The following is a 22,590-nucleotide window of genomic DNA, read 5'->3' on the forward strand; positions in this document are numbered from 1 at the left end:
ATTCCTAACTTCTCGATCAGACCGGGGTCAGCCGGGGTAGGGGGCGTTGGGGCGGGCGTAGAAGATCCACGTCAGCGCGGTGGCGACGGCGAAGAAGACCACGCACCCCCAGAAGAAGACGGTGGGGGCCATCATCGACAGCAGCACGCCCACGATGAACGGGCCGAAGGCGCCGATGGCGCCGGTCCAGCCGATCACTCCGCCGGCCTGACGCTTGGGCAGGATCATCGGCATCTGCTTGAAGGTGCCGGCGTTGCCGAGGCCGGTGAAGAAGGCCATGATCAGCATCGCGCCGAGGAACCACCAGAACTGGTCCGGTGAATCCGGGGTGAGGAACAGTGCGGCCACCGCGGTGAAGATGGTCATGCCCACTCCGCCGACGAAGGTCCAGACCGCACCGCCGAACTTGTCGCACAACGGACCCCACAGGGCGCGGACCAGGGCACCGATCAGCGGGAAGAGGAACGCCCAGGCGGCGCCGCGGGGGAGATCCTCGATGCCCCTGGTCTCGGCGAACGGGGAGTTGGCGCCGTAGATGTTGTTGATGAGCAGGGCGAACTGGGCCGCGAAACCGGAGAAGGCACCGAAGGTCATCAGGTAGATGATCGTGAGCACCCAGGTGTTGGTGTTGCCGAAGATGTCGATCTGCTGGCGGAAGTTCGCGGTGACCGGCACGTCCTTGAGATAGATCCAGGCGATGACCGCCATGAGGACCGCCCAGGGGGCCAGGAAGATGGCCGGGTTGTGGACGAAGATGTTGTCACCGGTGCCGGTGCGTTGCGGGGCGACGAAGCCGATGCCCAGGAGGGTGAAACCCATCAGCCACGGGGCGACCAGCTGGATGAAGGACATGCCGAGGTTACTCAGGCCCGCCTGCAGGCCCAGGGCGGTGCCGGACAGCCGCTTCGGGAAGAAGTACCCGGTCGAGGGCATGAATCCGGAGAATACGCCGCCGCCGACGCCCGAGAGGAAGGCGAGGAGCATCAGCCACCAGAAGGGGGTGGAGGTGTCCTGGACGGCGAAGAACCAGCCGAGCATGGGGATGACGAACAGCAGCGACGACAGCGTCACCAGCTTGCGGGTGCCCAGCATCGGCGGCAGGAACATCCAGATCAGCCGGAAGATGCCGCAGGCCAGCCCGGGGATCGCCGTCAGCCAGTACAGCTGGCCCGCGGTGAGGTCGAAGCCGATCTGGTTGAGCATCGGTGCGATGGCGGAGACCAGATACCAGGTGGCGAAGCCGATGAACAGGGTGATGGTGGAGATCCACAAGGTGGTCCACGCAATCCTGGAGTCCCATCTCTCCTCGTCCTCGGGGTCCCAGCCCTGGAGCACGCGTCCTTCGGTGTTGAGAGCGGTCATGTCTACCTCACTGTGAGTCAGTTCGGAATTTATACATACAAGCCGAATCTTATTCGCCACGGTATAGGCTGTGACCTGCGTTGTCGACCGTTAAAACGGGAAATTCCGGCTAAAATTAGCGCATACTTCTGTTGCGTAATTCGTCCCAGTTTTGGTTTGGTGCAGGTCGGCCATGGCGGTGTTCGGGTGGACCTCCGCTCCGAATAGGCGGGATATGACGTAATTCACAGATTACTGTAATTGGGAAAGGGTGGCCATGACCACGAAACTGACCGGTGCGGTGGTCGTCGTCTCTGACCGGATCGTCTCCGGCGAGCGCGGGGATCAGGCCGGGCCGATTGCGCGGGAGCTGCTCTCCGCCGCGGGGGTTGATGTCCGCGAGGTCATCGTCGTGCCGGAGGGCATCGACGCCGTCGCCGCCCGGCTGCGCGCCGCCCTCGTCGACGGTGTGCGCGTGATCGTCACCGTCGGTGGCACCGGGGTCGGCCCGCGCAATCAGACGCCGGAGGCCACCGCACCGCTGCTGTCGATCCAGTTGACCGGGGTCGCCACCCAGATTCTTCTTGAGGGGCTGGAGAGTTCCGCGCAGGCCGGGCTCTCCCGCGGGCTGGTGGGGCTGACCGGGCGCGAGGCCGGCGCGTCGCTGATCGTCAACGCCCCTGGCTCTCAGGGCGGGGTGCGTGACACCCTGGGCGTCCTCTGTCCGCTGCTGCCCCATATCTTCGAACGCCTCGGCCGCGACTGACGTCGGCGCTCAGTTCAGCTCCGCGTAGACGAATCCGCCGCCGCCCGCCCAGCCGACCTCGCCCGAGATGCCCGACTGCTCGCCGGCGAGGACCCCGCACAGCCGCCGGAGCGTGACGGTCTCGATGAAGTCCATCTTCTCGATGCCCACCCAGCGCCGTCCGAGCTTGTGGGCGACGGCCGCGGTGGTGCCGGAACCCAGGTGGTAGTCCAGGACCGTGTCCCCGGGTTCGGTGAAGATCTCGAGGAGGAATTTCAGCAGCGCCTCCGGCTTCTTGCCGTTGCGGAAGTCCACCCCGCCTTCGGCTGCCACCCGGTTGAACTCCCCGTGGAAGTCCAGGAAGTTCGGATGGGGCAGGGTGGTCGCGGCCGTCGACTGCGGTACCCCCTGGAAGTAGGTGCCGTTCTTGGTGCCGGTCCGCGGTGTGTGGAAGAACCGGTGGCCCAGGCCGTCATCGCCGATGTCCGGCACCCGCACCAGCGTCCCCGGCCCCAGCTGTGCGGCCAGTGGCTCGATGTGGGCGACGTAGAAGCGGCCCGAGGAGTTCTTCTCGCGCAGGCTTCCCCGGATGGAGTGCGAGCGGAGATTGTCCGCACCGGGCTCGGCGGCTCGCCTGGTCCACTCGCCGCCGGGAAACACGGTGCAGGCCCGGCCCCCGAGTTGCATGGGACGGCCGGGGCCGGTGACCTCGATCTGCCAGCGGTAGTCGTCGAGTCGGCGGGGCCGGGTGCGCCGCGGCATGCGGAAGTGCCGGTCGCGGGCGAAGACGAGGATCTGCTCGACGACGTCATTGAACTGCTTGCCCGCGGTCAGGGCGCGGTCGGGGTGGCGCACCAGCGTGTGGAAGACCATCACCTTGTGCAGTTGGTCGACGCCCTCGAGCATGACCTCCAGGTGGGCGGCCTGGTGGGAGCTGCACTGGATGAGCAGCACCCCGTCGGATGTGAGCAGCTGCGCGGCCACCTCCGCCCGGTCGCGCATGAATGTCAGCCACTCCGGGCGGGTCAGCCGGTCCTCGTAGGGGAGGGCGCTGTTGCCCGTGTTGTAGGGCGGATCGATGTAGATCAGCCGGACGCCCCCGTGCAGCAGTGGCAGCAGGGATCCCAGAACTTTCAAGTTCTCACCCTTGACAAGGAGGTTGTCACCGTCGTCTGCGTGCCTGACCGTCTCGACACGGTCGGCGGTATGGCGGCGGGCGTTGGCCAGACGCGCGGTGGTGGCGCCGACGGACGGCCTGGCCCCGGCATCCGGCCAAATGAGCCTGACGCCATCGTTCGGGCCGGTGACCCCATCCAACAGGGCGGTGAACGCGGCGCGGTCGAAGACGGCCACCCCGTCGACGTCCGTGAAGAGGCGCCGCCGTAAGCCGGGGGAGGCGAGCAGGGCCCGTAGCAGTTCCGGATCCAGTCGCTCAGCGGCCCGGCGCACGGCCGCGGCATCCGGGAAGGCGCCGTGGCCGGACAGTGCCTTCCGGAGAGGGGTGGGCAGTTGGCGCATGGCACCTCCCACGGGGCGGGGGACTTGCCCTGAGCATATCCGGCATGGGGACGTGGGGTGCCCGGATGTGGAAAAGGGTCCGGTGATCACCCAGTCACCCGACCTGCCCGGCCACCGGCCCTGCGGACCCTCCTGCAGATGCCCCAGTCCGAAGATCTCCTCGCGGGCCTCGTCGGGACTGCGGAGGTGTGTTTCCACCTTGACCCGGACATTAGTACGATAAACACCGTGGAAAAGAAAAGCGCTCCGGTGTGCTCAGGGTGCGCCCGCCAGATCGGCCGCCCCACCGTCGGCGCAACCATCACCGCCCAGCATCGATTGGAGACGAGATGACCCCTCCGCCCGGTTCCCCCTCCGGCCCGGGATCCGCCGACCGCACCCGTGGCGCCTGGGCGTCCTGGCTGCTCATCGGCCTGGCGGTCGCGGCCGTGGTCGTGCTCTCGGTGGCGCTGACCCCCTCGACGAACACCGCCGACGGCACCACCACGGCGTCGGCAGGCGACGGCTCCGTGGCGGCCGCGACGGCGGAGACGGTCACCCACCAGGTGCGCATCGAGGGCATGGCGTTTATCCCCGCCGCCGTCGAGGTGCCTGCCGGCACCCGCCTGGTGCTCGAGATCACCAACGATGACGAGCTCCGGCACGACCTCGCGATCAACGGCCAGCGGTCCGGGGACATCCCGCCCGGGGAGACGGTGACCTTCGACGCCGGCGTGTTCGGGGAGTCGGCCGAGGGCTGGTGCACCATCGCCGGGCACAAGGCCATGGGCATGACTTTCCGGGTTGACGTCACCGGTGGCGACGGCGGTGCGATGGCCGGCGTGGACCACACGGCGTCGGCGGCCGGCTCCCCGGCCAACCCCTTCGTCGACGTGCCCACGCCCGCCGAGCGCCAGCTCGACCCGGGCGGGGATTTCCTCGCCCACGACCCGGTGCTGGCCCCGGCCCCGGAGGGTGATGTGCACGAAATCGAGCTGGTGATGACGGAGGAGGTCCGCGAGGTCGCGCCGGGGCACCAGCAGGTGCAGTGGTTGTTCAACGGCACCGCGCCGGGGCCCGTCCTGCGGGGCAAGGTCGGCGACACCTTCCGCGTCAAGCTCGTCAACGAAGGCACGATGAGCCACAGCGTGGACTTCCATGCCGGGGAGGTCAGTCCCGACGCCGCGATGTCCACCATCCAGCCCGGTGAGTCACTGGTCTACGAATTCACCGCCCGGCGGGCCGGAATCTGGATGTATCACTGCGCGACGGCGCCGATGAGTCTGCACATCGCCAACGGCATGGCCGGGGCGGTGGTCATCGACCCGCCAGCGGGCTCGCAGCTGGCGCTCGGGGGTGTCGATCACGAGTACCTGCTCGTCGGCCACGAGGTCTTCCTCGGCCAGGAGGACGTGGGCGCCGACGCGCAGCGGGTGAGCGACGGGTTGTATGACCTGACGGCCTTCAACGGCCATCCCAACCAGTACGACCACCGGCCCCTCGAGATCGGGGTGGGGGAGTCGGCCCGGTTCTGGGTGCTCAATGCCGGCCCGGACAACCCGCTCAGCTTCCACATCGTGGGCGAGATCTTCGACACCGTGTTCACCGAGGGCAGGTACACCATCCGCGACGGACTCGCGCAGTCCACGGGCGCCCAGGTGTTGCCGTTGGTGCCGGCCCAGGCCGGGTTCGTCGAGGTCACCTTCGACGAGCCGGGCACCTACACCTTCGTCAACCACGTGATGACCGACGCGGAGAAGGGCCAGCACGGGCGGATCGTGGTGGAGTAGGCACCGGCCATGACCATCGACGACCATCGACGTGCCGTCCACTTCAGGGGCAGCGAGCCGCTGAAGAACAATCACCTGGCCGGCTCTTCCGCGCTGTCCGCCTCCGGCGTTCCTGCACGAGGAGATATACCCCGTAACCCATCAGCGAGATGACCACCAACCCCGGGATCCAAAAGAGCAGGATCAGGGCAACCACGACGACGGACAACTACTTTCACTCCTTAATGCGGGGCAAGAGGGGGAAATCCACGGGAAAGCCGGAGGGCAGGGGCCGGTGACCGAAGATGGTACACATGCCCCGGTGAACGCGACCGGCACTTCCGCTCACCCCTCTGGAAGCCCGACCTCCCCGCGCTCGGAGAGCTCGGCCACCGTGTCGTAGTCGCGCTCGCGGCCGTCGCCGTTGATCTCGGTGACCTTCCCGGCGGCGGCCAGCAGCTTCTTCGCCGCCACGTCCCGCGGATCCCCGAGGTTCTCCAGCGCCCGGGCCAGCCCCTCGCCCCGCCAGGCAGCGCACAGCGGCTGGAGGTGGCCGTCCGCCGCCCGGACCACGGCGACATCGGCGTCGAGGTCGCGCACCAGCCCGGCCAACAGGCGGGTGGCCACGCGCGGTGATTCGGGGGCGTCGACGGAGAACACCAGCACGATCGCCGGGGCGTCCAGGGCGGCGAATCCGGCGGCGACGCCGGCGGCCGGCCCACCGAAGGGCGGATCCTCGGAGACCACGGCCACCCCGGCGGGCACGGGCACGTCGTGGGGGGAGACCACGACGATCTCGCCGACCCCGGGCAGCTGCCGGGTCACGGCGTCCAGTACCCGGTCCAGCAGCGTGACCCCGTCGAGTCGGACCTGGGACTTGTCGACCCCGCCCATGCGGGAGCCTCGTCCGCCGGCGAGGATGATCACCCCCGGTCGGTGTCCGCCGCTCATGGGCGCGGCAGTTCCCGTGACCAGTCACCCGAGCGGCCACCGGACTTGGCGGTGATGCCGCAGGTGCGGATGTAGGCCGAACGGTCCACGCCCTTGACCATGTCGATGACCGCGAGCGCGGCCACCGAGACGGCCGTGAGCGCCTCCATCTCCACGCCGGTGCGGTCGGCGGTGCGCACGGTGGCCTCGACCGCCACGTGATCGTCACGGATCTCGAGATCGACCGCGCAGCCGTGGACGCCGATGGTGTGGGCCAGCGGAAGCAGGTCCGGGACCTTCTTGGCGGCGGCGATGCCGGCCACCCGGGCCACGGCCAGGACGTCGCCCTTGGGCACGGTGCCGTCGCGCAGTGCGGTCAGCACCTCCGGGGAGCAGGCGATCTCGCCGCGGGCGGTCGCGGCGCGCACCGTGGGCTTCTTCTCCGTGACGTCGACCATGTAGGCCGTGCCGGCGTCGGTGAGATGGGTGAACTTCACGTGTTTCCTCCCGGGGTGGGGCTGGTCAGTGGGTCAGGACAACGGTAACCGGATCACCGGCGGCGGGGGCGGGCGCATCCGGTGCGATGACGGCGAGGCCGTCGGTGGCCACGAGGGAGGCCACCAGATGGGAGCCCACGCCCCGCCGGGCGAACGGGGTGGCCACCGCCCGCCCCGTCGACCAGTCCAACCGCACCGGGACAATGATCGCCCGGTCCCGCGGGACGGGGAACTCCCGCTCCGCCACGGCCGTCACGTGCGGCCGGGCCAGCTGGGAGGCCGGTGCCGGATGGCCGGCGAGTGCCCGGACCAGGGGAGCGACGTACAGGTGGAAGGAGACGAACGCCGCGACCGGGTTGCCGGGCAGGCACACCAGCGGGGTGTCCTCCCACACTCCGAGCCCCTGCGGCGCGCCGGGCTTCTGGGCCACGTGGCCGAACCACATGTCACCCGCCCCCGTCACCTCACGGACCACGTCGAACGCTCCGGCCGAGACCCCGCCGCTGGTGATCACGAGGTCATTATCCGTGCAGGCGCGGGAGAGCTCCTCGGCGAAGCCGCCGTCGACGTCCCCGGCGTGGGCGCGGGAGACGTCAGACACCCCGGCCTCAGTGAGCAGGGCGGCGAGCATCAGGCCGTTGGAGTCCGGGATCTGCCCCGGGCCGGGCGTGACGCCGGGCTCGACGAGCTCGTCCCCGGAGGAGATCACCGCCACCCGCACCGGCGGGTGCGTCGACACCGAGTCCACCCCGGCGGAGACCAGGGCGGCCAGCGTGCCGGCGTCGACGCGGGTGCCGGCCCGGGCGACGACGTCCCCGGGGGAGGTGTTGGCCCCGGCGCGGCGGATGTGGGCCCGGCCGGGGGTGACCTCGCGCACGGTGACCTCGGCCGGCAGTACCCCGGGGCCGGGCGGGGTGGTGGTCTGTTCGACGGGCACGACGATGAGCCCGGGGTCGACCGGGTCGCCGACGGGTGCGCCCGTCATGATCCGCACGGCCGCACCACGCGGAACCTCCACCGCCGTCGAGCCGGCCGGGACGTCGCCGGCGACCGGCAGCGTCCAGGGTCCGGCACCGTTCAGGTCGGCGGCGTGGAGGAGGAAACCGTCCATCGCGGAGTTGGAGAACGGCGGGACCGCCAGCGTCGCGACGGCGTCGGCGGCCAGGACGGATCCCAGGGCGGCAACACTCGGGAGGGTGACCGGGGCCGTCGTGCGGCTGAGGGAGAGCACGGCCGCCAGATGCTCGTCGATGGAGCGCGCCGGAGCGCCGACGTGGGACATGCTGACACGACCTTTCCGGGTGGAGACTCCGCCAGCCTAACCGCCGATGGCGGACATCGGACGGTCGGGCTGGAGGAAGCCGGGGTCGTCGATCCCGTGCCCGGGCAGCTTGCCCCACATCGCGCCCGCCCAGGCCTGGGCGAGCTGCTCGTCACTGGCGCCGGAGCGCATCAGGTCGCGCAGCGAGGTTTCCGAGTTGGAGAACAGGCAGTTGCGGATCGCGCCGTCGGTGGTCAACCGGCTGCGGTCGCAGTTGCCGCAGAATGAGTGGGTCACCGAGGCGATCACACCGATCTTCCCCGCCAGGCCACGCCCCCGGGCGTTCCACAGGGCGGCCGGGGCCGAACCCCGCGGCTCCGAGGCGGGGGAGAGCTCGAAGGCGGTGCGCAGGCGCTCGAGGATCTGCTCGGCGGTGACCATGTCGGAGCGCTTCCACTGCTCGCGGGGGCCCAGCGGCATCTGCTCGATGAACCGCAACTGGGCACCCTTGCGCAGGCAGTACTCGGCCAGCGGGACGATGTCGTCCTCGTTGACGCCCGGCATGACCACCGTGTTGATCTTCACCGGGTGCATGTCCGCCCCGATGGCCGCGTCGATGGACCGCAGCACGTGGTCGAGCCGGTCGCGCCGGGTCAGTTTCGCGTAGTGCTCCCGGTCGAGGGTGTCGAGTGAGATGTTGACCCGCCCCAGCCCGGCCTCCTTGAGCGCGGTGATGCGCTTGTCCAGGCCCAGCCCGTTGGTGGTCAGGGCGGTGCCGACGGACCCGCCCTCGTCGGTGGTCAGGGCGGTGGTGGCGGCGATGATCTTCTCCAGCGACCTGCGCAGGAGAGGCTCGCCGCCGGTGAAGCGGACCTGACGGATGCCGAGTTTGGTCACGGCGAGGGTGATCAGGCGGATGACCTCCTCGTCGTTGAGCGTCTGCTCGGTGGGCATCCACTCCAGGCCCTCAGCGGGCATGCAGTAGGTGCAGCGCAGGTTGCACCGGTCGGTGAGGCTGACGCGCAGGTCACGGGCGACGCGGCCGAACTTGTCGACGAGCGCGCGGGAGCCGTCGGTGGCGGCCTCCGGGAGATCCGTCGGCGCGGTGTAGGAGGCGGGGGCTCCCGGCGGAGTCGTCTTCAGCGTCAGTCGCGTAGTCATTGCCCTCCCATAGTAGGAAGATGCCGGGAATCTGCCAAGGGCCGACCGTGCCTGATCGGGGTTATCCGGGGGCCCCGTCGGACTCCTCGTCGCTTCTCCGGTGCCCCGGCCCCTGGAGCCGGATGATGCGGAACTCGCCGTCGGAGAGGTGCTGGCGCAGATCCTTCTTGTCGAACTTGCCCACCGAGGTCTTGTCGATGTCGCGGACGAAGGTCCAGTACTCGGGCAGCATCCAGCCGGGCAGAGTGGACCGCAGCCCGTCGCGCAGCTCCTCGGCGGTCTGCCGGGTCTGCGCGATGTCCTCGTGCAGGACGGTCACGGCCAGCGGCCGCTCGCCCCACTTCTCGTCGGGGTAGCCGATGACGGCGCACTCGACGACCTCCGGGGCCTCCATGATCAGGTTCTCCAGCATGACGGAGTAGATCCACTCACCGCCGGAGCGGATGACGTCGCGGGCCCGGTCGGAGACGGTCAGGTAGCCGTCGGAGGTCACCGAGCCGACGTCACCGGTACGCAGCCAGCCGTCGGCGGTGAACAGTTCAGCCGCGGCGTCGACGTCCCGGCCGCGGAAGCTGGCGGCCGCGCCCTCGCCCTCCTCGGTCGGGGAGTGGTAGTAGGAACCGGCAACGAGGTTGCCGCGCACCTGGATCTCGCCCTGGTTGCGGTCCGTGGCGGAGACGACACGGCCGTCGTTGACCACCCGGTACTCCAGCAGGGAGGCGAAACGGCCCTGGCTGACGCGGTAGGCCCAGCGGGCCTCGCCTGAGGAGCCCGACGGCGGCCGGGCGACGGTGCCCACCGAGGAGGTCTCGGTCATGCCCCACACGTGGACGATGTCGACGCCGTAGCGCTCCTCCCACAGCTTGATGAGGATCGGCGGGGCCGGTGAGCCGCCCACGTAGATCTCGGTCAGCGACATGCGCTCCGGCGGGTTGTGCAGGTAGTGGACGATCAGCTGGATCCACAGGGTGGGCACACCGTGCGCCACGCGTGGGTGGGTGGCGGCGATGAGCCGGGCCAGCGTCGGGGCGGAGACGTCCGCGTCGGGGAAGACCAGGGGAGTACCCGACATGAACGCGGCGAAGGGCACGCCCCAGCTGAGCACGTGGTAGATCGGCACGCAGCACAGGAAGGACTCGCCGTGGGAGACGGCCAGGGAATCGGTGGTGCGCAGGGCCATCGCCTGCAGGTAGAGGGAGCGGTGGGAGTAGGCCACGCCCTTCGGCGCACCGGAGGTGCCCGTGGAATAGCAGATGGCCGCCGCGGTGTTCTCGTCGAGCCGCGGCCAGTCGTAGCGGGTCGCGCGGCCGTCGAGAAGCCCTTCGTAGGAGTGCACGGCCACACCCCCGGGCAGCTGGGCCGCCAGCTCATCGACGGGGCCGAGCCCGATGAACGCGACGGCGCGCACCGACGGGCAGCCGTCGATCACCCGGCCCAGCTGCGTGGCCAGGCGCGGATCGGCGATGATCACCTCGACTTCCGCGTGGTTGACGATGTGCCGGACCTGGTCGTCCATCAGCTGCTTGTTCAGCGGCGTGAACACGGCTCCCATGCAGGAGACGCCGAACATCACCTCCAGGTGCTCGGCGCAGTTGTGGAGGAGGGAACCGACCCGTTGGTCGCCGGTGATGCCCAGGTCATCGTGCAGTGCGTGAGCGAGGGCGGCGGCGCGTGCCCCGATGGCGTCGAAGGTGGTCTCCTCGGCGCGGTCGGTTCTCCACGTGGTCACCTTCGTCGACGCGTGGGCCGTGGTGCCGTACTCCAGAATCCGCGCGATCGACAGCGGCAGGTCCTGCATGGTGGAGAGCATGTCCCACACTCTAGCCGGGGGAGCGGACGGGGTTGGGCCTCCGGGGAGGGCGGGTCGGTGCCGGGGTAAACGAATTATGCGCTACACTGTTCGACAGATCGACGGGACGGCTTTCAGTCCCGCTCCGCCCGGGGCAAGTGGCTCACGGGGAATTCGACCCCCTTGACCGTCTCACGCGGCCGACCACCCGGCAATGTCACGGGTGAGGGTCGCGGAGTATCGCTCCAGCTCGGTCTGAGGATTCCGGCACCTGGCCCACCAGCCGCCGGGACCAAACCCCTTAACTTTCGGCTCCGCGTGACACGGCCAGCGGTCTCTCCGCCTCCGGTCCCACGACGTTGAGTCAGTCAATTCCACAGAAGGCTTCCAGCCGTGTGCGTCCACCGCACCCGAAAAACCCGGCTGGTGAAGCAATGAAAGGACATCCGTGATCGATACGGACAACGCCACCGCTGCAGGTACCGCTGTGGGAGGCGCCGACCAGGCGAACCTGTCCGCCCTCAGGCTGCCTGAACTGCGCAAGATCGCCGCCGAGAAGGGTCTCAAGGGCATCTCCGGGCTGCGCAAGGGCGAACTGATCTCCGCCATCCAGTCGGGCGTCGTCCCGAAGGCCGCCAAGGCGGCCAAGTCCGAACCGGCCGCGGCCGGCGAGGAGACCGCCGGGCAGACCGGGCCGGTCCGGCAGGAGCCGCAGGAGCAGGCCGGGGACTCCCCGGCCCCGCGCCGTCGTCGCCGCGCCACCACGACCACCGAGGAGACCTCCGGCAGTGCGGAGGCGACCGCGGGCACAGCGGACACCGGGGACGCCGGGGACGCCGGCCGCGACGAGAACAAGCGCGACGGCCAGCGCAACGATTCCGACGACTCCGACAGCAACTCCGGCAACGAGGACGGCGACGGCGAGCAGCGCTACGAATCGCGTTCCGCCGCCCGTCGTGCCCGTCGCAACCGCGCCCGTCACGGCCAGCGCGAGCAGGGGGGCGACAAGCAGGACTCCCGCGACAAGCAGGACTCCGACAAGCGTGATTCCGGCAAGCAGGACTCCCGCGACAAGCAGGACTCCGGCCAGGACGACGGCGGCCAGGGCAACCGCCGCGGCCGCAACCGCGGCGGCGAGCAGGACAACCACCACAACGACGGCGAGGGCCGCCGGGGTCGTCGCAACCGCCGCAACCGCCGCAACAACCGCGGCGACAACCAGGGCCACGACGGCGGCGACCGCCACGACAACCAGCAGGGCGGCGACAACACCGAGCTGCAGGACGTCGCGGGCATCCTCGACGTCGTGGACAACAACACCGCCTTCGTGCGCACCACCGGCTACCACGCCTCCCCGGCCGACGTGTTCGTCCCCAACCAGCTGATCCGCCGCTTCGGGCTGCGCGGCGGCGACGCCATCACCGGCCAGGTGAAGGTGGGTGGCAGCCAGACCCACGGCCAGGGCCGCAACCGCCGCAAGTACAACCAGCTGGTGCGTGTGGACTCGGTCAACGGCATGGACGTCGAGTCGGCCAAGGGGCGCCCGGACTTCTCCAAGCTGACTCCGCTGTACCCGAACCAGCGCCTGCGCCTGGAGACGGAGCAGAAGGTCCTGACCACCCGCGTGATCGACCTGATCATGCCGATCGGCAAGGGCCAGCGCGCCCTGATCGTCTCCCCGCCGAAGGCCGGTAAGACGACGATCCTGCAGAACATCGCGAACGCGATCTCCACGAACAACCCGGAGTGCTACCTCATGGTCGTCCTCGTCGACGAGCGCCCCGAGGAGGTCACCGACATGCAGCGCTCGGTCAAGGGTGAGGTCATCGCCTCCACCTTCGACCGCCCGCCGGGGGAGCACACCGCCGTCGCGGAGCTGGCCATCGAGCGCGCGAAGCGCCTGGTGGAGCAGGGCAAGGACGTCGTCGTCCTGCTGGACTCCATCACCCGCCTGGGCCGTGCCTACAACAACTCCTCGCCGGCGTCGGGCCGCATCCTCTCCGGTGGTGTGGACTCCAACGCCCTGTACCCGCCGAAGCGTTTCCTGGGCGCCGCCTGCAACATCGAGAACGGTGGTTCGCTGACGATCATCGCCACCGCGATGGTCGAGACCGGTTCCGCCGGCGATACCGTGATCTTCGAGGAGTTCAAGGGCACCGGTAACGCGGAGCTCAAGCTGGACCGCAAGATCTCCGAGCGCCGCGTGTTCCCGGCCGTGGACGTCAACCCCTCCGGCACGCGCAAGGACGAGCTGCTGCTCGCCCCGGATGAGGCCCGCGTGATGCACAAGCTGCGCCGCATCCTCTCCGCGCTGGATCCGCAGCAGGCGATCGACCTGCTGATCAAGCAGCTGAAGAAGACGAAGTCGAACGGCGAGTTCCTCATGCAGGTCGCATCCTCCGCCCCCATGGCGGCCGACAAGGACGAGGAGGACTACTCCTAATGGCAGGACAGGTTTCCGCGGTCGACGACATCGTCTCCGAGTACCAGGGACTTGAGGCACAGCTGTCCGATCCGACGTTGCACGAGGATCCGGGGGCCTACCGCCGCGTGTCCAAGCGCTACTCCGAGCTGCAGCCGATCATCAACGTCAGCAACCAGCTCAACCAGGTCCGCGATGACCTGGAGGCCGCCCGCGAGATGGCCGACGAGGACGCCGAGTTCGCCGCCGAGGCCGCGCGTCTGGCCGAGCAGGAGGTGGAGCTGGAGGAGAAGCTCGCCGACCTGCTGGCACCCCGCGACCCGCACGACGGCGACGACATCATCATGGAGATCAAGGCCGGCGCCGGCGGTGAGGAGGCCGCGCTGTTCGCCGGCGACCTCGCCCGCATGTACGAGCGCTACGCCGACAAGCACGGCTTTACCTGGGAGGTTATCGGTCTCTCGGAGTCGGATCTCGGTGGAATCAAGGACATGACCTTGTCCATCAAGTCCAAGCAGCCGTCCCGGGACGGCGCATGGAGCGTGTTCAAGTTCGAGGGCGGTGTCCACCGCGTCCAGCGTGTGCCCGTGACCGAGTCGCAGGGACGCATCCAGACCTCCGCCGCCGGCGTGCTCGTCTACCCCGAGCCCGACGAGGTCGAGGCCGTGGAGATCAACGAGAAGGATCTGCGCGTCGACGTCTACCGCTCCTCCGGCAAGGGCGGCCAGGGCGTGAACACCACCGACTCGGCCGTGCGCCTGACCCACCTGCCCACCGGCATCGTGGTCACCTGCCAGAACGAGCGCTCCCAGATCCAGAACAAGGCGCGCGCCATGCAGGTGCTCGCCGCTCGCCTGGAGCAGATGGAGCGCGAGAAGGCCGAGGCCGAGGCCGCCGAGGGGCGGGCCGCGCAGGTGCGCACCATGGACCGCTCCGAGCGCATCCGCACCTACAACTGGCCGGAGAACCGCATCTCCGACCACCGCATCGGCTTCAAGGCCAACAACCTCGACTCCGTCCTCGACGGCAACATGGACGATCTGCTGACCGCCCTGAAGGACGCCGAGCGGGCCGAGCGCCTCGAGGCGGAATAGGGTGCTGGGCCGGGCGCTGCGTGAGGCCGCCGCACGGTTGCACGCGGCCGGGGTGCCGTCCCCGGCCGTCGACGCCCGTCTGATCGCCGCCCACCTGCTCGGGGTGGGCCCGATGGAGGTCCTCCGCCACGCCGAGGGCCCCGTGCCGGACGGCTTCGACGACGCCGTCGCCCGACGGGCCGCCCGCGAGCCGCTCCAGCACATCCTGGGAACCGCGCCCTTCGGCCCGCTCGACCTGGCGGTCGGTCCCGGGGTGTTCATCCCACGCCCCGAGACCGAGGTCCTCGCCGACTGGGGCGTGCGCCGGCTGGCGGAGGTCCGGGGTGCCGACGCCCCGCGGGTGGTCGATCTGTGCACCGGCACCGGCGCGCTGGCGCTGTATGTGGCGCACGCGCGGGCCGACGCCGAGGTCGCGGCCGTCGAGAAGCAGGAGATCGCCCACGCGTGGGCGCGGCGCAACATCGCCGCGCTCGCCCCGCGGGTGCGCCTCGTCCGGGGTGACGCCACCGACGCGGGCGTGCTCGCCGACTGGCACGGCACCTGCGACCTGGTGCTGACCAACCCGCCGTACGTGCCGGAGACCGGGGACCTCGACCCGGAGGTCTACGCCGACCCGCACGAGGCCGTCTTCGCCGGTGAGTCCGGTATGGACGTCATCGACGCGATGCTGCCCACGATCCACGCCCTGCTCAAGGACGGGGGAGCGGTGGGCATCGAACACGACGACTCCACCTCGGAACAGGTGCGGCAGGCGGTGCGTGCGCACGGTGGCTTCCATGAGCCGGAGGTGCTCACCGACCTGACCGGTCGGGCCCGGTTTGTCACCGCGAGTAAACTGTCTGACTGACCAACATAGACCACCGAGGGGAGTCTCAGTGAGCAGAATCCATTCCTGCGCCGACGAAACCAGCCGCGCCGAAGGCATACGGGCGGCGGTCGACGCCGTCAAGGGCGGGCGCCTGGTGGTCCTGCCCACCGACACCCTCTACGGGCTCGGCTGCGACGCCTTCGACAACAACGCCGTGGCCAACCTGCTGGCCACCAAGCACCGCGGCCCCGACATGCCGGTGCCCGTGCTCATCGGCTCCTGGGACACCATCCAGGGCCTGGTCCGCGAGTACACCGCCCAGGCCCGCACCCTGGTCGAGGCGTTCTGGCCGGGTGGGCTGTCCATCGTCGTCCCGCAGGCGCCGAGCCTGCCGTGGAACCTCGGCGACACCCGCGGCACCGTGATGCTGCGCATGCCGCTGCACCCCGTGGCCATCGAGCTGCTGCGCGAGGTCGGCCCGATGGCCGTGTCCTCGGCGAACATCTCCGGTAAGCAGCCGCCGACCACCGCGATCGCGGCCAAGCAGCAGCTGGGCTCCGCCGTGTCGGTCTACCTCGACGGCGGTGAAACGCCCGTCGGCAAGCCGTCGAGCATCGTCGACCTGTCCGGCCCCACCCCGCGCCTGCTGCGTGAGGGTGCGATCAGCGCCGAGCGCATCGGTGAGGTCATCGGCGTGTCCCCGGAGACCCTGCGGGGCGCCGACTAGATGGCGGCCGCTGCCGGAGTTCCGCTGCGGGAGCTGGGACTGGTCATCCTGGTGGCGGCGGCCATCACCTACCTGACCACCGGCGTCATCCGCTCGCTGATGGTGCGGGCCGGCAGGGTCGCCGAGATCCGCACTCGTGACGTCCACACCCAGCCCACCCCGCGCCTCGGCGGGGTGGCGATGTTCTCCGGCTTCCTCGCGGCCGTCTTCCTCGCCGCGCAGCTGCCCGCCCTGACCCGCGGGTTCATGCCGATCACCCCGGAGATGAACGCGGTGGTGTGGGCGGCGTTCGCCATCGTGGTCGTCGGCGTGCTCGACGACCTCTACGAACTCGACGCGGTCACCAAACTGATCGGTCAGCTGCTCTCGGCGATCACGCTGAGCGTGCTGGGCCTGTCGTGGACGCTGCTCTACCTGCCCGTCGGGGACGGCACGACGGTGGTCCTCGACCAGGTCCAGGCCACCATCGTGACCACGATCTTCACCGTGGCGGTGGTCAACGCGATCAACTTCGTCGACGGTCTGGACGGACTGGCCGCGGGGCTGGGCATGATCGCCGGCGGGGCGATCCTGCTGTTCTCCCTGACCGTCCTCCACGACCAGGGCGGGGCGGTCTCCGCCTACCCGCCGGCGATCATCGCCGCCGGACTGGTGGGGGTGTGCCTGGGCTTTCTGCCCCACAACTTCGAGCCGTCGCGCATCTTCATGGGTGATTCCGGTTCGATGCTCATCGGCCTGCTGCTGGCGGCGGCGTCCACCTCGGCGTCGGGCAAGATCAACATGAGCCTCTACGGCACCGCCGACATCGTGGCCCTGATGAGCCCCATCATCGTGGTGGCCGCGGCGGTGTTCGTGCCCGTCCTCGACCTCGTGCTCGCCGTCGTGCGGCGCCTGGCGCGGGGTACCTCACCGTTCTCCGCGGACAAGATGCACCTGCACCACCGGCTGCTCTCGCTCGGCCACACCCACCGCCGCACCGTGCTGGTGCTCTACCTGTGGGTCTCGGTCGTGGCCTTCGGCGCGGTGAGTTTCTCGGTCGTGCCCGCCCGCTGGGCGCTGATCGCCTCGGTCGTGGCCGTCGTCATCGCCGCTCTGGTCACCCTGGTGCCGGCCCGTGCCGGCAAGCTGGGGCGGGGGAGGTCGAGCACCGTGGTCACCCACACCGAACCGGAATAGGGCGCACCCGGTGCGGCGGGTAGGATTCCCCCTCGTGAGCACCCCGCAGAACAACACCCCCGACAACGACGACACCGTGGACACCGCCGACACGGTCTCCGAGTACGACGACCCGCGCCGCCCGCTGGTACGTGCCCTCCGCCTGGGCTCGGTCGCGCTCGTGGTCATCATGATCATCTCCCTGGTCATCTGGGGCGCCTGGCGGGACCTGCCCGGCATCTGGGGAGTGGTCATCGGCGCCGCGATCGGCGGCGGCATGGTGCTGCTGACGGCGCTGAGCGTGCTGCTGACCGCCAATTCCACCCCCTCGACGACCGGGGCGGTGGTGCTCGGCAGCTGGCTGCTCAAGATCGTCGTGCTGGTCCTGGTGCTCGCGCTGATCCGGGACCTGACCTTCTACAACGAGGCGGCGCTGATGGTGACCACGGTGCTGGCGCTGATCGTCGTGCTGGCGACCGAGGTCTGGGGGGTCATCACCGCGCGGGTGACCTACACCAGCTGACGTCGGCCGGCCCTTCCGGACGGCCGGCGGGGGCGGTACGGGGTGGGAATGCGATTGCGATCGCGCTCCCACCCCGTTTTGTCCGTTTTCCCGCCGCCCCCACGATCGCACCAGGGGCGGAGCGCCCGGAAGCTGTCTCATACGTGGGGGACGGGCCGTATCTTTTCCATCGGATTTCGTGCGGGACCACCCCCGACGGAGGTAGGGAAAAGGCGAGTGTGACAGACCTTACAGCAGGGGGAATAGGCCCTATACCGGCGATTTTCGGGGCCGTCCACCGGGGGAGGGGAAGATACCCCACCTCGTGGGGGAGAAAGAACGTTTCGACTGATAGGCTGTCCTGCGGGTTAGCCCGGCAAGTCCCCTGCGTTCGTGCGATAGTTACGTCTGCGCCGCAGGAACCTGCCTGTGGTGCATCCCCTGTCACCGCCTCGCTGATGTGCGACGGAGTCCGTGGTGGTGCCAGAGAGTTTTCAGACGTCCATCGCACCGTGCGGAACTGACAATCCGCCCGGCCCTAACACGGGAGAGAACGCTGAGCGTTACAACACTGTCCATGAAGGGTGAGTTCCACGCACCCGACCTGGATTCAGAATTTTTCCCGGGGGAAACCTACGGCGACATGATACTGACCGATTTCGCCAACGGTTGGTTCGCGCTTGACCGCCTCATGTTGATCCGCATTCTGATGACGGTGATCCTCGCCGTCCTGTTTATCGTCGCCATGCGGAACCCCAAGCTGGTTCCGCGTGGGCTGCAGAACTTCGCAGAGCTCGCTCTTGACTTCGTGCGGGTGCACATCGCCGAGGACATTCTCGGCAAGAAGGAGGGGCGCCGGTTCCTGCCGGTCATCGCCACCATCTTCTTCGCCGTCCTGGCGATGAACATCCCCGCGGTCATTCCGGGTTTGAACGTCTCGCCTAACGCGCGTATCGGCATGCCGATCGCCCTGGCGATTCTGGGATACGTCACGATGATCTACGCCGGCGCCAAGCGCTACGGCTTCTTCAAGTTCATGAAGTCCTCCGTGGTCATCCCGAACCTCCCCCCGGCCCTCCACATCCTGGTGGTGCCGATCGAGTTCTTCTCGACGTTCATCATGCGTCCGGTCACTCTCGCGCTTCGTCTCATGGCGAACTTCCTTGCGGGACACCTCATCTTGGTTCTACTGTTCTCTGCCACTAACTTCTTCTTCTGGCAGATGAACGGCTGGACCGCGATGGCTGGAGTGACTCAGATTGCAGCAATCGCATTCACGCTGTACGAGTGCATCATCATCTTCCTGCAGGCCTACATCTTCGCCCTGCTGGTCGCGGTGTACATCGAGCTGTCGTTGCATGCGGACTCGCACTGATGAATCGCGGTTTCGCGGTCAACTGAATACCCCCACTGAAAAACCATCTCGCCCGGCGCAGACGCCGGGCACCAAGAAAGGGAACGACTTTCAATGAACGAGATCATCCTCGCCCAGGACGCTGCCGCCGCCGCCCCTAACCTCGGCGCTGTCGGCTACGGCATTGCCACCATCGGCCCGGGCCTCGGCATCGGCATCCTCGTCGGCAAGGCTCTGGAGGGCATGGCCCGCCAGCCCGAGATGGCCGGCCAGCTCCGCACCACCATGTTCCTGGGTATCGCCTTCGTTGAGGCCCTGGCCCTCATCGGCCTGGTCGCCGGCTTCCTGTTCACCAACTAATAAACGGGCAGAACAAACGAAGACTGGAGACTCATGACGAACGTCATCTACTACCTTGCGCAGGAGGCGGAGACCTTTCCCATGGAAGGCGGCAACTCCATTCTCCTGCCCAAGACCTACGACATCGTCTGGTCCATCATTCCGCTCGTCGTCATCCTGCTCATCTTCTGGAAGTTTGTGCTTCCGAAGTTCCAGGAGGTCCTGACCGAGCGTGAGGACCGGATCAAGGGCGGCATTCAGCGCGCCGAGGCTGCTCAGGCTGAGGCCAAGGCTGCACTTGAGAAGTACAACGCGCAGCTCGCCGAGGCCCGTGCCGAGGCAGCCGAGATCCGCGAACAGGCCCGCGAGAAGGGCAAGCAGATCGAGGCCGACATGAAGGCCAAGGCGTCCGAGGAGAGCAACCGCATCATCGAGTCCGGTGAGAAGCAGCTGCAGGCCCAGCGTGAGCAGGTCGTGGTTGAGCTTCGCAAGGAGATGGGACAGAACTCGATCAACCTGGCCGAGCGCCTGCTCGGTGGCGAGCTTTCCGACGCCACCAAGCGCTCCGGCACGATTGACTCGTTCCTGTCCGACCTCGACACCGTGGCACCGGCAGGAAAGTGAGCGACATGCACGCAGCGAGCCGCGAAGCACTAGCACAGCTCGAGTCCCACCTGGACGGAGTCATCTCCAGGTCCGACAATGCCGTGGCCATCTCCGCACAGACCGGCACCGAACTGTTCGACGTCGTCGAGGTTCTCGACGGCGACCGCGCCCTGCGTGTCGCAGTCGCCGAGGCCTCCGCCCCGGCCGAGCAGCGCACGGGCCTGATCCGGGCCGTGTTCGGTGGCAAGGTCGCTGACACCACCCTCGAGGTGCTGCGCGAGGCCGCCGGCCGCATCTGGTCGAGCCCGCGGGAGTTCCGTGCCGGCCTGGTCTCCCTCGGTCGTCGTGCACTGCTGCGCGGTGCCGAGACCCAGGGCCAGCTGGGCCAGGTCGAGGACGAGCTCTTCCGCCTCAGCCGCATTCTGGAGCAGGAGGGCCAGCTGACCCAGCTGCTCTCCGACCGGAACACGGAGTCCACGCGCAGGCGTGGGCTGCTGGCGAACGTGCTCTACGGCAAGGTCACCATGGTCACCGAGGCGCTCGCGCTGCAGGTGATCGGTCGCCCGGAGCACAACCCGGCCGACGACATCGCCGATCTGGCGGCCATGGCAGCACAGCTGCAGGGCCGTTCGGTCGCGCATGTTGTCGCAGCGGCAGAGCTGAATGAGGTCCAGCAGGCGGCGCTCGCCGAGAAGCTGGGACGGATTTACGGTCGTGCGATGTCCATCCACTCTGAGGTTGACCCCAGCCTCCTCGGTGGCATGACCATCCGCGTCGAGGACGAGATCATCGACGGCAGCACCGCGGGCAAGATCGCCCGCATGCGCGCCTCGCTTGTCTAGGACACGACCTTTACTTGATAGATAATGCTGGAAGACACAACCGAGAGCAGGAAGAACATGGCGGAGCTGACGATCTCCTCCGATGAGATCCGTAGCGCGATAGCGAACTACACCTCGAGCTACTCCGCGGAGGCCTCCCGTGAGGAGGTCGGCGTGGTCATTTCGGCGGCGGACGGTATTGCCCAGGTTTCGGGGCTCCCGTCTGTCATGGCGAATGAGCTCCTCGAATTCCCGGGCGGCGTCATCGGCGTCGCGCAGAACCTCGACACCGACTCCGTCGGCGTCGTGGTCCTGGGTAACTACGAGACCCTCACGGAGGGCGACGAGGTCAAGCGGACGGGCGAGGTCCTGTCCATCCCGGTCGGCGAGGATTTCCTCGGCCGAGTGATCAACCCCCTGGGCGTGCCGATCGACGGTCTCGGCGCCATCGCGGCGGAAGAGGACCGCGTCCTCGAGCTGCAGGCCGCCGGCGTGCTCGACCGCCAGCCGGTCGAGGAGCCGATGCAGACCGGCATCAAGGCCATCGATGCGATGACCCCGATCGGCCGTGGTCAGCGTCAGCTGATCATCGGCGACCGTAAGACCGGTAAGACCGCGGTGTGCATCGACACCATCCTCAACCAGAAGGCCAACTGGGAGTCCGGCGACAAGGACAAGCAGGTCCGCTGCATCTACGTCGCGATCGGTCAGAAGGGCTCCACCATCGCCGGCGTGCGCAAGACGCTGGAGGAGCAGGGCGCCCTGGAGTACACGACGATCGTCGCGGCTCCGGCCTCCGACTCCGCCGGTTTCAAGTGGCTGGCCCCGTTCGCCGGTGCCGCCCTGGGTCAGCACTGGATGTACCAGGGCAACCACGTTCTGGTCATCTACGATGATCTGACCAAGCAGGCCGAGGCCTACCGTGCGATCTCCCTGCTGCTGCGCCGCCCGCCGGGCCGTGAGGCCTACCCGGGTGACGTGTTCTACCTGCACTCCCGTCTGCTGGAGCGCGCCGCCAAGCTCAACGACGAGCTGGGCGCCGGCTCGATGACCGCACTGCCGATCATCGAGACCAAGGCGAACGACGTGTCGGCCTTCATTCCGACCAACGTCATCTCCATCACCGACGGCCAGGTCTTCCTCGAGTCCGACCTGTTCAACCAGGGCATCCGTCCGGCCATCAACGTCGGTGTCTCCGTCTCCCGTGTCGGTGGCGCCGCCCAGACCAAGGGCATGAAGAAGGTCGCCGGTTCGCTGCGTCTGGACCTGGCCGCCTACCGTGACCTCGAGGCCTTCGCGACCTTCGCGTCCGACCTGGACTCCGCCTCCAAGGCTCAGCTGGAGCGCGGTCAGCGCCTGGTCGAGCTGCTGAAGCAGTCCGAGTCTTCCCCGCAGGCGGTGGAGTTCCAGATGGTCTCCATCTTCCTGGCGAACGAGGGTGTCTTCGACGTCGTTCCCGTCGAGGACGTCCGTCGCTTCGAGTTCGAGCTGCACGAGTACCTCAACGCGAACACCCCGCAGGTCTTCGAGCAGATCGCCGGTGGCGCCGCGCTGTCCGACGAGTCCAAGGAGGCCCTCCTGGGCGCGGCCGACGAGTTCAGCCGCACCTTCCAGACCTCTGAGGGCCGTCCGGTCATCAACGAGCAGGACGCCGAGGCGCTCTCCGGCGACGAGGTCAAGAAGACCCAGCTCAACGTCCCCCGCAAGACGGCCAAGAAGTAGGGCACGGATGCCCCACTACGAAACCGTCGGCTACACAGAAGGGAGGAGTG

Annotated in this window: 20 protein-coding genes; 13 read left to right on the plus strand and 7 right to left on the minus strand. The window is 68.5% G+C overall.

All coding sequences use genetic code 11. The features are described 5' to 3' along the window. Nucleotides 1-27 precede the first annotated feature (27 nt). Nucleotides 28-1,362, minus strand: coding sequence for an MFS transporter (locus A605_RS06125; RefSeq protein ID WP_015400637.1), 1,335 nt, complete (start codon nucleotides 1,360-1,362; stop codon nucleotides 28-30). Between the two features lie 256 nt (nucleotides 1,363-1,618). Between A605_RS06125 and A605_RS06130 the strand changes: the two genes are divergently transcribed. After that, complete coding sequence (locus A605_RS06130; protein ID WP_015400638.1) at nucleotides 1,619-2,107, plus strand: MogA/MoaB family molybdenum cofactor biosynthesis protein; 489 nt, start codon at nucleotides 1,619-1,621, stop codon at nucleotides 2,105-2,107. Between the two features lie 9 nt (nucleotides 2,108-2,116). Here A605_RS06130 and A605_RS06135 read toward each other — a convergent pair whose 3' ends face one another. Beyond that, entirely contained in the window at nucleotides 2,117-3,604 is a 1,488-nt protein-coding gene (locus A605_RS06135) for a DNA methyltransferase (protein ID WP_015400639.1), read from the minus strand. 329 nt (nucleotides 3,605-3,933) lie between these two features. On the opposite strand from A605_RS06135, the gene A605_RS06140 reads away from it, so the two are divergent. After that, entirely contained in the window at nucleotides 3,934-5,373 is a 1,440-nt protein-coding gene (locus A605_RS06140; RefSeq protein WP_015400640.1) for a multicopper oxidase domain-containing protein, read from the plus strand. 324 nt (nucleotides 5,374-5,697) lie between these two features. Here the strand turns inward: A605_RS06140 and mobA are convergent, their stop codons facing one another. The 5 genes from mobA to A605_RS06165 form a co-directional block, all read right to left on the minus strand. Further along, a complete protein-coding gene (mobA, locus tag A605_RS06145) occupies nucleotides 5,698-6,303 on the minus strand; it encodes a molybdenum cofactor guanylyltransferase (RefSeq protein WP_027004460.1) in 606 nt (201 codons plus the stop codon). Next, entirely contained in the window at nucleotides 6,300-6,779 is a 480-nt protein-coding gene (gene moaC / locus A605_RS06150) for a cyclic pyranopterin monophosphate synthase MoaC (protein WP_015400642.1), read from the minus strand. The genes mobA and moaC overlap by 4 nt, the downstream gene beginning before the upstream one ends. A gap of 25 nt (nucleotides 6,780-6,804) precedes the next feature. Next, nucleotides 6,805-8,061, minus strand: a complete 1,257-nt coding sequence (locus A605_RS06155; protein WP_015400643.1) for a molybdopterin molybdotransferase MoeA — start codon at nucleotides 8,059-8,061, stop codon at nucleotides 6,805-6,807. Between the two features lie 36 nt (nucleotides 8,062-8,097). Continuing rightward, on the minus strand, nucleotides 8,098-9,201 hold the full coding sequence (gene moaA / locus A605_RS06160) for a GTP 3',8-cyclase MoaA (RefSeq protein ID WP_015400644.1): 1,104 nt from the start codon (nucleotides 9,199-9,201) through the stop codon (nucleotides 8,098-8,100). A 61-nt stretch (nucleotides 9,202-9,262) separates the two neighbouring features. After that, a complete protein-coding gene (locus A605_RS06165) occupies nucleotides 9,263-11,011 on the minus strand; it encodes a long-chain fatty-acid--CoA ligase (RefSeq protein ID WP_015400645.1) in 1,749 nt (582 codons plus the stop codon). Nucleotides 11,012-11,477: 466 nt separating this feature from the next. On the opposite strand from A605_RS06165, the gene rho reads away from it, so the two are divergent. From rho to atpA, 11 genes are all read left to right on the plus strand, one after another. Further along, nucleotides 11,478-13,433 (plus strand): transcription termination factor Rho, encoded by a 1,956-nt coding sequence (rho, locus tag A605_RS06170; RefSeq protein WP_015400646.1) that lies wholly within the window; start codon nucleotides 11,478-11,480, stop codon nucleotides 13,431-13,433. Next, entirely contained in the window at nucleotides 13,433-14,506 is a 1,074-nt protein-coding gene (gene prfA, locus A605_RS06175; protein ID WP_015400647.1) for a peptide chain release factor 1, read from the plus strand. Before rho ends, prfA begins: the two co-directional genes overlap by 1 nt. A gap of 1 nt (nucleotide 14,507) precedes the next feature. Then, complete coding sequence (prmC, locus tag A605_RS06180; RefSeq protein WP_015400648.1) at nucleotides 14,508-15,353, plus strand: peptide chain release factor N(5)-glutamine methyltransferase; 846 nt, start codon at nucleotides 14,508-14,510, stop codon at nucleotides 15,351-15,353. A gap of 28 nt (nucleotides 15,354-15,381) precedes the next feature. After that, on the plus strand, nucleotides 15,382-16,041 hold the full coding sequence (locus A605_RS06185; protein ID WP_015400649.1) for an L-threonylcarbamoyladenylate synthase: 660 nt from the start codon (nucleotides 15,382-15,384) through the stop codon (nucleotides 16,039-16,041). After that, complete coding sequence (locus A605_RS06190; protein WP_015400650.1) at nucleotides 16,042-17,217, plus strand: MraY family glycosyltransferase; 1,176 nt, start codon at nucleotides 16,042-16,044, stop codon at nucleotides 17,215-17,217. Between the two features lie 76 nt (nucleotides 17,218-17,293). Further along, the gene (locus tag A605_RS06195) at nucleotides 17,294-17,719 is read left to right on the plus strand and encodes a Cg1360 family ATP-synthase-associated protein (protein WP_081602167.1); all 426 of its coding nucleotides are present in this window, start codon (nucleotides 17,294-17,296) and stop codon (nucleotides 17,717-17,719) included. Between the two features lie 556 nt (nucleotides 17,720-18,275). Next, nucleotides 18,276-19,073: a F0F1 ATP synthase subunit A gene (gene atpB, locus A605_RS06200; RefSeq protein WP_015400652.1), complete on the plus strand. Its 798-nt coding sequence runs from the start codon at nucleotides 18,276-18,278 to the stop codon at nucleotides 19,071-19,073. 93 nt (nucleotides 19,074-19,166) lie between these two features. Next, nucleotides 19,167-19,412 (plus strand): ATP synthase F0 subunit C, encoded by a 246-nt coding sequence (locus A605_RS06205; RefSeq protein WP_015400653.1) that lies wholly within the window; start codon nucleotides 19,167-19,169, stop codon nucleotides 19,410-19,412. Nucleotides 19,413-19,445: 33 nt separating this feature from the next. Next, nucleotides 19,446-20,015, plus strand: a complete 570-nt coding sequence (locus A605_RS06210) for a F0F1 ATP synthase subunit B (RefSeq protein ID WP_015400654.1) — start codon at nucleotides 19,446-19,448, stop codon at nucleotides 20,013-20,015. Between the two features lie 5 nt (nucleotides 20,016-20,020). Continuing rightward, nucleotides 20,021-20,839 (plus strand): F0F1 ATP synthase subunit delta, encoded by an 819-nt coding sequence (locus A605_RS06215; protein ID WP_015400655.1) that lies wholly within the window; start codon nucleotides 20,021-20,023, stop codon nucleotides 20,837-20,839. Nucleotides 20,840-20,896: 57 nt separating this feature from the next. Continuing rightward, complete coding sequence (gene atpA, locus A605_RS06220; RefSeq protein ID WP_015400656.1) at nucleotides 20,897-22,540, plus strand: F0F1 ATP synthase subunit alpha; 1,644 nt, start codon at nucleotides 20,897-20,899, stop codon at nucleotides 22,538-22,540. Nucleotides 22,541-22,590 lie beyond the last annotated feature (50 nt).

This window comes from Corynebacterium halotolerans YIM 70093 = DSM 44683, from assembly GCF_000341345.1.
Classification (GTDB): domain Bacteria; phylum Actinomycetota; class Actinomycetes; order Mycobacteriales; family Mycobacteriaceae; genus Corynebacterium; species Corynebacterium halotolerans.